This is a genomic window from Cellulomonas sp. (assembly GCF_017744555.1).
Taxonomy (GTDB): domain Bacteria; phylum Actinomycetota; class Actinomycetes; order Actinomycetales; family Cellulomonadaceae; genus Cellulomonas.
Map to the genome: position 1 here is coordinate 34,119 of NZ_JAGIBD010000035.1, position 12,279 is coordinate 46,397.

Consider the following 12,279-nt stretch of genomic DNA (forward strand, 5'->3'; position numbering starts at 1 on the left):
AGCGCAAGCGTGCCGCGATCACGAAGTACTCCCTCGCGGGCGCCGCACTCCTGGGCATCGGCGCGGCCGTCACCTCGGCCGCCTGGACCGACGACGCCTGGTTCTCGGCGAACGCCAACGCCGTCGACCCGGCGACCGCCATCAACCTGCAGGGTGCGTTCAACGAGGACAGCTGGCTGACGGAGCCCGACGCGGGCGACTTCGTCGCCGCAGACACCTCGGGAGTCGCCGTGACGATCCCCGCGGCCGTGTTCGCGGACCTCACGGCCGGTGACTCGGTCACCGTGCCCGTCTGGATCAAGAACGCCGGCTCGTCCGACCTCGTGATCGCCGCACCCGTGGTCACGCCGACCGGCGACCTGTTCGCGGCCGACGGGGCGACGGCGACCCTGGGCACCGCACCGACGGCGCTCGACTCGGGCGACGTCACCTCCGTCGACCTGACCATCGCGCTGCCCGACACCGCGGACGCCGCGACGTTCGGCGGCGCCACCGGCAACGTCACGATCCAGTTCCAGGGGTCGATCGCCAACCGGTGACCCCACCCGCGCGTCCGCCGACGCCTCCCCTTCGTCGGCGGACGCGCCACCCCTTCCCCTCGCACCCATCTCCTGAGGAGGTCCCGTGCGTGCGCTCCGGCTCGTCTGCAACACCGCGCTCTGGCTCGTCGCCACGCTCGGGCTGGTCAGCGTGCTCGTCTGGGGTGCGACCCAGGCGGGCTGGATCAAGCCGCTCGTCGTGATCTCCGGTTCGATGGAGCCCGGGATCATGACGGGCGACCTGCTCGTCGCCCGGTCGCAGCCCACCAGCGAGCTCCGCGTCGGTGACGTCGCCACGATCCACAGCGACCTCACCGGCAACCTCGTGTCCCACCGCGTCGTGTCGGTCGAGCCGACGGACGACGGCCGGTGGGCCGTCCAGATGAAGGGCGACGCCAACGAGACCGTCGACGCCGGCACGTACGTCGTCGGCGACACCGTGCTGCGGCCCGCCGTCCAGATCAGCGGCGGCGGCTACGCCCTCGTGGCGCTGACCCGGCCGCCGGTCGCGGTCCCGCTCGGGGTCGCGCTCGTCGCCCTCCTGGGCCTCAGCCTGCTGCCCAGGTCCCCCAGCCGGCCACGACCCGAGAGCCGGCCGGCACCCGAGCCGAGCCTCGTGGAGGTGGCGTCATGAGCCGCGCCCGGCGTCGCGGCGCCGTCGTCAGCCTGCTCCTCGCCGTGGTCCTCGCCCTCGCGGCCGTGGTCGCCGCGGCAGGCAGCGCGAGCGCGTCGACCCGCACCGAACCGCTGCGCGCCAGCTTCGAGAACCTCGTGCCCGGGTCGACCGCGGCCGCCGCGTGGGGCCTCGAGCTCCGACGAGACTCCGTCGTCACGGGCGTGACCCTCGCCGAGACCGGTCCGGGCGACCTGGACTGGGCCGTCGAGCTCCAGGACCGCACGACCGGCACCCGCACGCCGCTCACCGCCGGCGCCCGGGGCACCCAGCTCACCGCCGGCACGTACGACCTGCGCGTCACGGTCCACGTCGTCGACATCCCCGGCGGTGCCACGAGCACGCTCGACGGCCACGTGGTCTTCGCGGAGTCGGGCACGGCCGGCGGGGGGCTCGACTCCGGCGCCGGTCCCGGCGGCGGCTACCTCGCGTCGACCGGCTTCGCGGCGCTGCCGCTGCTCCTGACCGCCGTGGCCACCGCGCTCGTCGGCCTGCTGCTGCTCCTGGGTGCGCGGCGCCGTCGCGACGAGGAGGACGAGGCCCGCGCCGTGCCCGTGACGGGCTCGACGCCCTCGACGCCGGACCACCGATCATGACCGACGAGACCGTCGTGACCACCGCCGAGCTGCACGAGGCGCCGGGCGCGCGCCGTGGCCGGCGCCGCCGGGCCGTGGGCGTCGTGCTCGGCCTGGGCGTGCTCGCGGGCGCGGGCATCGCGACCACCAGCGCGGCGTGGACGAACGACGCCTGGGTCGCGGCCGGCGCCTCCGCCGCACGCGTCGACCTGCGCGGCTCGACGGCGGCCACCGCGCCCACCGGCACTGCCGGGTGGCAGGCCGCCGACACCACGGGGACCGCGCTCACGTTCACGCCCGCGAACATCACCGGGCTGACGCCGACCGCGCCGGTCACCCGCACCGTGCACCTGTGGAACGCGTCGACGGTCCCGCTCGCCCTCACGTCCCGGACGGTCGTCCCGACGGGCGCGGCCGGGTGCGTCGCGGTGGCCGTGACGTTCGGGAGGACGACGCTGGCCGCCGACCCGGCGCAGCCGTCCGCTGCCGCGGTCACGACCGCGACGCTCACCTTCTCGATCCCCGGTTCAGCCCCCGCGACGTGCGAGGGCAAGGACCTCGGAGCCGTCGAGACCGTCCTGCAGGGGAGCACCACCTCATGACGCGCCACCTGACCCGCACGCGCGCCGGCCTGGCGCTGCTCGTCGTCGTGACGCTCGTCGTCGCCGGCCTGCGCCTCGCCTCCGCGTCCACCACCACGACCACCGCCGCCTGGACGAACGACGTCCACACGACCACGGGCGTCGCCCTCGGGACGTGGTCGACGGTCGGCTCCATGTCGTGCGAGGTCCGCTACGACGCCGACAACACCGTGGTCCCTGGGAGCACCTGCGCCGCGAGCGTGACCGTGACCAACTGGATCGGCGGCTACAACCCCGGTGAGCCGATCACCGGGTTCCAGGGGCAGATCCGCGTCAACCCGACGTACCCCGGCGACGGCCAGATGACGCCCAACAGCCACGTGCGCTTCGGCGGCACGTTCGAGGCGGAGCCGTCGACCGCCCGGCCCGGGGGGAAGCCCGACTGGACCAAGGCACGCGTGACCCTGCTGCGGATGCACCAGCCGCCGGTCACCGTGCTGAGCATGGACTGTTCCGGCATCGCACAGCGGCGGATGAGCGGCGAGGCGAAGCACGGCACGGGCAGCTACTTCGTCGGGTTCGACGTGGAGGTCAGCTTCACGGGGACGACGTCCCCGACCTGCCCGGCCGTCACCTCGTAGCGGGGCCGTCCCGACGACTCACGTCCCGTCGGGGACGTCTTCCGGCTCGGCAGCGGGAAGGTCGTCCTCGTTCTTCGTCAGCCGCACGACCCCGACCGCCAGCAGGGCCAGCCCGGCGAGCACCAGGAACCCGCCGATCACGAGCCACGGCCGCCCGGGGTCGCCGCCGAACGACGGGTCGAGCACGGCGCTGCGCGCGTCCGCCTCCCGGGCGGCACGCCACGTGGCGGCCCCGCCGACGAGCAGCACCACTCCCCACACGAACGAGGGGACGGAGCGGCGGAGCCTCGCGGAACGCACGTCAGTCTGCTCTCGGTAGGTCGGAGGGGTCGCGACGACCGTAGCCGTCGTCGGTCAGGCCCGGCTCGTCGCGTCCGTGACCCACGACCGCCAGAGGTCGACGCCCCGCCGCGTCGCGGACCGCAGCGCGCTGTCGTCGGCGAGCGGGCCGGGCGCGGCGAGCGCCGGGTCGAACGGCACCCGGAGCACGTGCTCGTGCGGGGCGGGCGGTACCCGCAGCGGGCGGCCGTGGACCTCGGTGAGCACGAGGCACGACCGGGCGGCGAGGCCCGGGTCGACGCCGGCGAGCGCGGCGAGCACGGTCCCGGCGTCCGCGATCCCGCGCGGCGTCGACGGGGCGACGAGCGCGAGACGGAGGTCGGGCGTGACGAGGTGCGCGAGCGCGGCGTCGCGACGCAGCACGCCCGCGTCCCACACTGCGGCGTCGGTGTCGACGGCGGTCGTCTCGGTGCAGCGTGCCCGCGCGGCGACGTCGCCGCCGTCGGGTCCGAGCACCCACGGCGCCCCGGCGGACGCGGCGCGCAGCCCGGTGTGGGCGAGCGCGACGAGGGTCGTCACGCCGACCCCGCCGGACGTCCCGGCGACCACGACGGTCCTCATCGGTCCTCCGGCAGGGGCGTCTCGGCGACCTGCACGATGAACGGGTTCACGCCACGCCGGACGAACCGGCCGCGCCCCGGCGGGAAGCGCTCCGCGTGCACGCGCCCGACGAGCGGGCCCTCCGACCGTTCGCCGGACAGCACGAGCGTCGACCCGCCGGTGTCCCGGGTCACCTGCAGGGACCGCGTGTAGAGCGCGCGCCCGGCGCCCGCGACGGGCCGGGTCACGACGAGGTGCAGCTTGAGGTCGCGCGCGCTCGGCAGGTACGGCAGCAGCGGCTCGAGCGGGTCGGCACCGCCGGCGGCGACCACGTCGTGGTCGTCGACCAGCAGCACGATGCGCGGCTCCTTGGCGCGGGTCGCCGGGTCGCGCCCGGGCCGCTTGTCGAGCTCGGCGGCGATCGACGTCGCGAGCCCGCGCGCGTGCTGCGCGGTGCGGGCGTGCGCGGCGAGGTAGTCGTCCCCGACGACCGCCGGCACGTGCCCGCGGACGTCGACGACCGCGATCGTGACCTCGTCGGACGTGAACCTGTCCTGCAGGCCCACGGCGATCGTGCGCAGCAGCGTCGACTTGCCGGAGCGCGCGTCGCCGAGCACGAGCAGGTGCTGGTCGTCGGACAGCAGCTCCCACAGCGCAGCGTCCATCGTGTCCTGGCGCAGGCCGATCGGGACGGTGTCGGGCTCGTCGAAGCGGTCGGGCAGGTCGCTCGGGTGCACGACGGCCGGCAGCAGCCGGATCGGAGCGGCGCCCGGGCCCGACCACGACGCGGCCGTGCGGGCCGCGAGCCGCTCGAGCTCCTCGCCGACCTCGTCGTCGGGCACCACGTCGAGCACGGGCAGCGCGACGTGCGCGAACCGCTTGTCGTCGAGCAGCACGCGACCCGGGGTGTCGGGCGAGATCGTCGCGGACAGCTTGCGGTCGACGCTGGACTCGGCCGGGTCGTTGAGTCGCAGCTCGACCCGGGTGCCGACGAGCGACTGGTGCGCCATCCGCAGGTCGCTCCACCGCGTCAGGCCGAGCACCAGGTGGATGCCGAACGTCGCGGCGCGCTGCATGACGGCGACGAACGCGTCCTCGAGCTCGGGGAAGTCCGACCGGAGCTGCCCGTACCCGTCGACGAGCACCACGACGTCCGCGGCGGCCAGCTCGGGCACCCGGCCCTCGGCGTGCCGGGCACGCAGCTGCGCGACCGAGTCGATGCCGTGCGTCCGGAACGCGTGCTCGCGTGCGGCGAGCATGCCGGTGAGCTCCTCGACGAGCCGGACGAGCCGCTCCCGGTGCGAGCGGGTCGCGACACCGCCGACGTGCGGCAGCCCCTCGATGCGGGCCAGGCCGCCGCCCGTGAGGTCCATGCCGTAGACGGCGACCTGCCGTGGCGTGGTGGTGAGCGCGAGCGACACGGCGAGCGTGCGCAGCACGGTCGTGCGGCCGGACTGCGGCGCACCGATGACCGCGACGTGGCCGCCGGCGCGGGTGAGGTCGAGCCGCCACGCCTCCTGTGACTGCCGCGCGGGGTCGTCGAGCAGACCCATGACGACGGACAGCCCGCCCGCCGACCGCTGCGCCTGGTCGACGACGGCCCCGAGGCCGACCCGGTCCGGCAGCGGCGGCAGCCACACCGGCGACACGGCACGCTCGGGCGTGCGCAGCCGTCGCACGACCTCGCTGACCAGCGACGGGCCGTCGTCGGGCGACGACGGGCGGTCGTCCGCGACGCGACGTCCGCGCATGCCGTTGAACGTCGGCAGCACGAGCACCTTGCCGCCCGGACCGACCGGTGGCGCCTCGGCACGGCCCGCCGGACCCGACACGTACCCGGCGCGGAACCGCGTGTAGACGCTCGTGTCGACCTTGAGGTACCCGTACCCCGGCAGCGACGGCAGGTGGTACGCGTCGGCCGTGCTGAGCACCACCTGCGACTCCGCCTCGCTGAACGTGCGCAGCCCGAGCCGGTAGGAGAGGTACGTGTCGAGGCCGCGGAGCTTGCCGGCCTCGACGCGCTGGCTCGACAGCAGCAGGTGCACGCCGATGGACCGGCCGATCCGGCCGATCTGCAGGAACAGGTCGACGAACTCGGGCTCGGCGGTGAGCAGCTCGCCGAACTCGTCGATCACGACGAACAGGTGCGGCATCGGCGGCAGGTCGGGCCGCTCGGTCGCGCGCAGCCGCCGGTAGGCCGTGATGGACGGCAACGACCCGGCGTCCTTGAGCTGCCGCTGCCGGCGGACCACCTCGCCGGTGATCGAGGCGCGGGCGCGGGTGGTGAGCTGCGGGTCGTCCGCGAGGTTGTCCATGAGCCCCGCGAGGTGCGGCAGCGGGGCGAGCGGCGCGAACGCGGCACCGCCCTTGTAGTCGACGAGGATCATCGCGAGGTCCTCGGGCGGGTGCGTCAGCGCCAGAGCGAGCAGCAGGGTCCGCAGCATCTCCGACTTGCCCGAGCCGGTCGCGCCGACGCAGATGCCGTGCGGGCCCATGCCGAGCTGCGCGGACTCCTTGAGGTCGAGGTGCACGGGCGTGCCGCTGTCGTCCCACGCGAACGGCACCCGCAGGAAGTCGGCCTCGTCGCGCGGCGCCCACAGCGTCTGCGGGTCCAGCGTCTGGGGGCCCTCGATGCCGAGCAGGTCGTGCACGGACGGCGTGCGGTCGTCCTCCTCGTCCGGGGCTGTGACCTGCGCGGTCCGCAGGGCCGCGAGCACGCGCGCGACGGCCGTGAACACCGCGGCCGGCACGCCGTCGGGGTCGAGCCGCATCTCGGTCGTGGCCGGCGTGCCCGGCGCCTGCACCAGCAGCGCACCGTCGTCGTCGAGCACGATCCGCACGTCGACGTCGTCGGGCTCGTCGAGCCGGTCGTCGAGCAGGTGCACGACGCTCACGCCGAGCGCGCGCGCGTCCGCCGCCGGGACGGGCAGGCGCTGGGCGCGGCGACCGTGCGCGTCGTCGACCACGACGAGCCGCGACGCGGGCGTCCCCTCTCCCCCGGTGCGGCGCGACGCGCGCGACTGCTGCGCGCGGTCGGCGAGCGTGCGCGACAGGACCCGCGACAGGCCGGCGAGATCGGGGGCGACCCGCCGGGCGGGCACGGGCCCGTCGAACGCGTCGGCGTCCGCGACGTGCGGCAGGAGGTCGAACCCGGACCAGTCGGCGGCACGCTCGGCGGGGTACGCGGCGGCGAGCAGCACGTCGTCCGGGCTGTGCGCCGCCGCGAGCTGCAGCACGAGGGCGCGCACCAACGGCACCGTCCGCGCCCGGTCGCCGACCACCGCGACGACGCCCGCACGGCGCAGGTCGACGGTCACGGGCATGGCGTCCACGTGCGCGAACTGCTCGACGACCAGCCCGACCTCGGCCGCCATGAGCGCGTCGTGCGGCTGCACGGGCGACTCGGGCGGCGGGACCGTGAGGTCGAACCACGGCACCGCACCCGTGCCCACGCGGGCCGCAAGGAAGTCGGCGTCGCGACGCCGCCGCTCCCACACCCGCGACGGGTCACGCGCGACGTCCGTCAGCACCGCGGGCTCCGGGTGCAGCGTCGTCGCGCGCGTGCGCGCCTGCGTCGCCTCCCGGGCCAGGTCGGCGCGCAGACGCTCGAGATAGTCCAGGTACGCCTCGCGCCGCTCACGGGCACCTCGCGCCGCCCGTCCGCGCGCGGTGAGCGCGAAGCCGACGCCGCCGATGATCGCGACGACGAACACGAGCGCCGCGACCACGAGGAACAGCGGCTGCCCGTTGCGCAGCACGACCATCATCACGACCGAGGACATCGCACCGACCACCGGCAGCAGGAACTGCAGGGGCGTCCGGGAGCCGCGGTCGTCCTCCTGCGGCGGCGGTGGGGCGAGCGTGGTGGCCGGCGGCGGGGCGAGCGGCACCGTCGAGCGCGTCGGGCGGTGCACCACGGTCACGGTCACGACGCCACCGCCTGTCGTCCGGCGCGCCCCGACAGCGACCGCTCGCCTGCCGCGGCCGGCACGGCCGTGGCACCGACGTCCGGGCCGGTCGACCCGACCCCCGAGCCTGCCGTCGCGACGAGCGCGGCCGCCAGACGCAGCACCGCGACCCCGGTCCCGGCCCGCAGCCGGGCGGCGGGCACAGGTGCCTGCGCACCGTGGGCACGGTCGTGCGGCACCAGCACGACGGGCACGTGCGAGAGCCGGGCGGCCTGCGCGCACCAGGCGGCAGGGCGACCCCGGACCGCGCTCACCGCGAGCACCGCGGGCACGCCGTCCGCCGCGAACCGGCCCGCGAGGTCGACGCCGTGCTGCCACGACGACCGCTCCGCCTCCGCGACGACGCACACCACCGAGCTCGACGCCGCGACCGGTCCGGACCGGTCGGCGCTGCGGGCACCCCAGTCGGTCACGATGACGTCGAAGAACCGGCCCGCCGGCCCCAGCGCCTCCCACCAGCGCGCGTCGGGCACGGCGGCGCCGTCGACCGCGAGGTCGAGGCAGTGCAGCCCACCCTCCGTCCGGGCCAGCCCCTCGACGGCCTCGGCCCCCGTCCGGGCACCGCGCCGCGCCTCGTCGTCCGCGGGCAGCGCGGGCGTGACCGCCGTCGTCCCGGCGTGCCACAGCAGCGAGCGGCCGCCCGCCGACGCGTTGACCGCGAGCACCCGGTGCGGTCGCCGAGCCGCGAGCGCGGACGCGACCAGCCCGGCGACGACCGAGCACCCCACGCCGGCTGAGACCCCGACGACCCCGACGCGCGTGCTCAGCGGCAACGGCGCCCGCACGACATGGTCGAGCGCGACGAGCTCGCGCGCCCGGTCCGGCGACGCCGACGCGAGCACGTGCGCGGACGGGCCCCTCAGCACCGCCATCAGAACGTCCCCAGCAGGTCGTCGAACACGCCGAGCATCGCGAGCACGAGCGGCACGGTGGCGAGCACCGCGACGAGCTCGACCACCGAGGCACCCCGCCGCAGCCGGGCCGCGAGCGGCGGAGACGGCACGACGCCGGCGACCAGCGCGGCGACGACCGCGAGCACAGCCGCCCCCACGACGACGGCCTCGGGCTGCTCGGCGGCGCGCGCGGTGACCCAGCCGAGCACGATCACGGCGGCCGCCGCCCAGAGGGCCAGACGCTGCGGCACGAGCGGCAGCACGCGCGCGCGCAGCACGACGAGCACCGCGACCACGACGGCGAGCCACGACGACCACGTACCGCGGTCGACCGCCAGCACCCACCCGGTCACCGCGACGACCCCGCCGGTCGCGACCGTCGACCACGTGAGCGAGCGGTACGCCTCCTCGACGGCCCCCGCGACCCGCTCGCGGGTCGGCCGGCGGCCCGCCACGACCCGGTCGTCGAGACCGTTGAGCCCGCTCAGCGTCATCGCGACGCCCGGCAGCAGACCCAGCACGAGCGTGCCGAGCACGGCGACGACGCCCGCCGCCGCGACCGGACCGGCCGGCGGCACGAGCACGAGGGCGACGACGACGAGGACCACGCCCGCGAGCGCACCGGCGGCGGCGGCTGTGCGCCGCATCCCGACCCCCGCGATCAGCGCGACCGCGAGGCACAGGGCCGCCCACATGAGCAGCGCGGTGCTGCCAGTCGCCCGGTCGACCATCTGCCGAGCCATGTCGGGCGACAGCCCGACCCCGGCGCCGACCGCGGCCGTGCCGAGCACGACGGCGGGTCCCACCCCGCCGACGCGAGCCACGAGCGTCGCCAGCAGGACGACCACGGCGGCGACGCCTCCCACGAGCGCGACACCTGCGTCGAGCTCGGCGGTCGCGACGACGGCGGCCGTCCACCCGGCGACACCCGCGACCAGGGCCGCGACGACGCGACCCCACACCGGCCGCCAGCGGTCGGCGCGCGCGTCCTGCGCCCCCGCGACCACGTCCGTGACGTCGGCGACCTCGGGCGGCGGCGGCGCCTGGTCCACCCGCACCACCCGCAGCAGCGTGCCCTGGCCGACCTCCTGCTCCGCGAGGCTCCGCGTCGCGTCGACCTGCCGGCCGAGCACGTCGACGAGCGTGACGGGCCGCGCACCGGCCACCCGGTCCTCCGCGAGCAGCTCGAGGATCGACGGCAGCAGCGCCGCCACCGCCTCGTCGTCGGGCACGACCACCTCGGCCTTGCGGGTGGCCCCCTGCACGGTCAACCGCGTGTAGCCGCCGCTCACTGGTCCTCCTTCACCACGGTCATCGTCTCGGGGTCGACCGTCACGCCGCTGGCCGGGTCCGTGAGGTACCCGGTCGCCGGGTCGACGAACCAGCCGGTCCGCGGGTCCTGCCAGCGGCCGTCGGGCGTCCGTGCGTACCCCGTGTCCTCGTCGACCGGGTACCCGGTCCTCGGGTCGACGAGCTCGCCGGTCGTCGTGTCGCGCAGGAAGCCCGTGCCGGGGTCGGTGACCTGCGTGTCGGTCTCGGGCAGCGGGTTCGCCGCCATCGCGGCCGTCAGCGACTCGACGGCCTGCGTCTGGCGGCGGTCGTCGAGCAGGCTCACGACGAACGAGAAGCCCAGGCAGCCGACGCACGCGACGGCCGCGAGCACCACGGACACGACGAACCGCTTGACGTTCGTCGGGGCCTTGCGCCGCTCGTCGAGCGGGCCGAACAGCAGCGCGGCGGCGACGCGCTCGCGGTGCGTCGCCGTCGACTCGAGCAGCACCTGGTCGCGGTCGATCACGGCACCTCCACGGCGGACCGGTCGGCGACGACGATCGTGCGGTCGCCGATCGCGAGCCGCCCGCCGACCGGGACGACGGCGGTCGCGCCGGGGACGAGCACCTCGAACGCGGCGCCGGGCAGGGCGACGGCGGTGCCGTTCGCCGACCCGAGGTCCGTGACCTGGAGCCCTGCCGGGTGCGGGGCGACCTCGACGTGACTGCGGGACAGCGTCCGGCTCAGGTCCGTGACCCGGACGGCGAGCCCGTCGGGACGGCTCGGCGACGGGTTGCGGCCGAGCACGGTGGGGGCGGGCACAGGCACGACGGCGCCGTCGTCGAGCAGCAGGACGACGTGCCCGGCGTGCTCGCCGGTCGCGGCCCACGGGTCGACGACCATGGCCGCGGGGAGGGCGGGCGGCGCGGCGGTGGGCCGTGGCTCGAACCGCAGCGGGTCGCGGCCGTGGCGGAGGTCGACGGTGAGGACGTCGGCGGCGAGCAGGGCCCGGACGGTCGGCGGGAGCGCCGTCGCGCGCGCGACGGTCCGCAGCCCGAGCGCCCTCTGAGCGGGCGTCCGGCCGGTCCGCAGGAGCCCCGCGACGCCGGTGGGCACCGCGACGACGAGGGCTGCTGCCCCAAGCCACAGCGACACGGTGACGCCCAGCACGACCGGCACGACGACGAGGACGACGACGTCGAGCAGCGGCCAGGCCAGCCGGGCGCCACCGGCCGGGACGAACGTGGCAAGGTCGACGGGCACCGGTGCGCGCGTGCCGCCCGACCTGCGCGTGAGGTCGGACGCGTCGTCCACCGCGGCGAACGCCCCCTGACGTGCCGTCATGCCTGCCGGGGCCTCGGCGGTCCCACAAGCTGCACGATCACGGCGAGGTGCTCCCAGAGGCCGCCACGGTCGAGGTACGACGCGTCGGTGCTGCCGCCGAGCGCGAGCAGCGGCACGTACCCGAAGCACTCGTCGATCCCCGGCACGCCGAGCCGGCCGACGGCCTGGGTGTACGGCTCGCGCTCGAGCACGCCGTCGAGCACCTCGTCCTTCTGCAGGTCGGCGAGCAGCAGCGTCGCGTCGAAGTGCAGCGTCTCGACGACGCCCCAGCGGAACCGCACGACGTGGAACAGCGGCTCGATCCACAGCACGAGGTCCGCCAGGGCGGTCGCGAACACCGGGACCGCCGCGTCGGGCATGCCGAGGACGCCGTCGAGCATCTCGCGCGCGTGGTCCGGGTCGAGCAGCCGGACGTACCCGTCGCCGACGAGCCCGGCGCCGTGCTCGCGCCACGCCGTGACGACCGGCTCCGGCACACGGCCCGCGTAGCGCTCGATCGTCTCCTGGCTGATCGGCGCCACGGTGGTGAACTGCGTGAAGGTCGGCATCTGCCCTCCGTCGGCCCTGGGACGCCCTGACGCTACCGCGCGATCCGGACACGGACCCGCGACGAGGGCGTACCTGCGGATTTCGTCGTGCACGACGTCCGAGATGTCCACCTACTGGGTGAATCGGGCCTCCCGCCTGTGTGGTGCGTCGCTCCTGATGAGGTACGGAATCCGTAGGAACCGGACCTGTCCGGGCCCCGGACGAACCGTGAGAACGGCCTGGCGGGCCCGTCCGGACACCCCTAGCATCGGGACGGATCGAGCCAGGCCGGCCCCGAGACCGGCTTGGGCGCAGATGCAGCCGGACACGTAGGGGGACCGATGAAGTTCGCGATGGAGGCCGACGCGCTGCAGGTGCTCGGCCGC

13 protein-coding genes are annotated in these 12,279 nt (G+C 75.9%); 5 read left to right on the plus strand and 8 right to left on the minus strand.

Annotation, left to right across the window (positions count from 1 at the left end):
- From J7523_RS17270 to J7523_RS17290, 5 genes are all read left to right on the plus strand, one after another.
- Positions 1-539: hypothetical protein (locus J7523_RS17270; RefSeq protein ID WP_291889430.1), on the plus strand; the 539-nt coding region annotated here is incomplete at its 5' end.
- Between the two features lie 85 nt (positions 540-624).
- Complete coding sequence (locus tag J7523_RS17275) at positions 625-1,173, plus strand: signal peptidase I (protein WP_291889433.1); 549 nt, start codon at positions 625-627, stop codon at positions 1,171-1,173.
- Complete coding sequence (locus tag J7523_RS17280) at positions 1,170-1,808, plus strand: hypothetical protein (RefSeq protein ID WP_291889436.1); 639 nt, start codon at positions 1,170-1,172, stop codon at positions 1,806-1,808. The genes J7523_RS17275 and J7523_RS17280 overlap by 4 nt, the downstream gene beginning before the upstream one ends.
- Positions 1,805-2,389: a hypothetical protein gene (locus J7523_RS17285; protein WP_291889438.1), complete on the plus strand. Its 585-nt coding sequence runs from the start codon at positions 1,805-1,807 to the stop codon at positions 2,387-2,389. Before J7523_RS17280 ends, J7523_RS17285 begins: the two co-directional genes overlap by 4 nt.
- Positions 2,386-3,009, plus strand: a complete 624-nt coding sequence (locus J7523_RS17290; RefSeq protein WP_291889441.1) for a hypothetical protein — start codon at positions 2,386-2,388, stop codon at positions 3,007-3,009. Before J7523_RS17285 ends, J7523_RS17290 begins: the two co-directional genes overlap by 4 nt.
- 18 nt (positions 3,010-3,027) lie before the next feature.
- Here the strand turns inward: J7523_RS17290 and J7523_RS17295 are convergent, their stop codons facing one another.
- From J7523_RS17295 to J7523_RS17330, 8 genes are read right to left on the minus strand one after another with little or no spacing between them, the layout of a single operon-like run.
- Positions 3,028-3,309 (minus strand): hypothetical protein, encoded by a 282-nt coding sequence (locus tag J7523_RS17295; RefSeq protein ID WP_291889444.1) that lies wholly within the window; start codon positions 3,307-3,309, stop codon positions 3,028-3,030.
- 54 nt (positions 3,310-3,363) lie between these two features.
- Entirely contained in the window at positions 3,364-3,909 is a 546-nt protein-coding gene (locus J7523_RS17300) for a hypothetical protein (RefSeq protein WP_291889447.1), read from the minus strand.
- Positions 3,906-7,817, minus strand: coding sequence for a type VII secretion protein EccCa (gene eccCa, locus J7523_RS17305; RefSeq protein WP_291889450.1), 3,912 nt, complete (start codon positions 7,815-7,817; stop codon positions 3,906-3,908). The genes J7523_RS17300 and eccCa overlap by 4 nt, the downstream gene beginning before the upstream one ends.
- The gene (locus tag J7523_RS17310; protein WP_291889453.1) at positions 7,814-8,728 is read right to left on the minus strand and encodes a hypothetical protein; all 915 of its coding nucleotides are present in this window, start codon (positions 8,726-8,728) and stop codon (positions 7,814-7,816) included. The genes eccCa and J7523_RS17310 overlap by 4 nt, the downstream gene beginning before the upstream one ends.
- Entirely contained in the window at positions 8,728-10,041 is a 1,314-nt protein-coding gene (locus J7523_RS17315; RefSeq protein WP_291889456.1) for an EsaB/YukD family protein, read from the minus strand. Before J7523_RS17315 ends, J7523_RS17310 begins: the two co-directional genes overlap by 1 nt.
- Positions 10,038-10,547 (minus strand): hypothetical protein, encoded by a 510-nt coding sequence (locus tag J7523_RS17320; protein ID WP_291889459.1) that lies wholly within the window; start codon positions 10,545-10,547, stop codon positions 10,038-10,040. The genes J7523_RS17315 and J7523_RS17320 overlap by 4 nt, the downstream gene beginning before the upstream one ends.
- Positions 10,544-11,365 carry an FHA domain-containing protein gene (locus J7523_RS17325; protein ID WP_291889462.1) on the minus strand — a complete coding sequence of 274 codons (822 nt, stop codon included), beginning with the start codon at positions 11,363-11,365 and terminating at the stop codon, positions 10,544-10,546. The genes J7523_RS17320 and J7523_RS17325 overlap by 4 nt, the downstream gene beginning before the upstream one ends.
- Entirely contained in the window at positions 11,362-11,913 is a 552-nt protein-coding gene (locus tag J7523_RS17330) for a T6SS immunity protein Tdi1 domain-containing protein (protein ID WP_291889465.1), read from the minus strand. Before J7523_RS17330 ends, J7523_RS17325 begins: the two co-directional genes overlap by 4 nt.
- Between the last annotated feature and the right edge of the window lie 366 nt (positions 11,914-12,279).

Excerpts from the sequence above, each read along its gene's own strand:
- J7523_RS17280 (WP_291889436.1), top strand. The coding sequence starts at position 1,170 with ATGAGCCGCGCCCGGCGTCGCGGCGCCGTCGTCAGCCTGCTCCTCGCC.
- J7523_RS17330 (WP_291889465.1), bottom strand. The coding sequence starts at position 11,913 with ATGCCGACCTTCACGCAGTTCACCACCGTGGCGCCGATCAGCCAGGAG.
- J7523_RS17285 (WP_291889438.1), top strand. The coding sequence starts at position 1,805 with ATGACCGACGAGACCGTCGTGACCACCGCCGAGCTGCACGAGGCGCCG.
- J7523_RS17290 (WP_291889441.1), top strand. The coding sequence starts at position 2,386 with ATGACGCGCCACCTGACCCGCACGCGCGCCGGCCTGGCGCTGCTCGTC.
- J7523_RS17310 (WP_291889453.1), bottom strand. The coding sequence starts at position 8,728 with ATGGCGGTGCTGAGGGGCCCGTCCGCGCACGTGCTCGCGTCGGCGTCG.
- J7523_RS17300 (WP_291889447.1), bottom strand. The coding sequence starts at position 3,909 with ATGAGGACCGTCGTGGTCGCCGGGACGTCCGGCGGGGTCGGCGTGACG.
- J7523_RS17325 (WP_291889462.1), bottom strand. The coding sequence starts at position 11,365 with ATGACGGCACGTCAGGGGGCGTTCGCCGCGGTGGACGACGCGTCCGAC.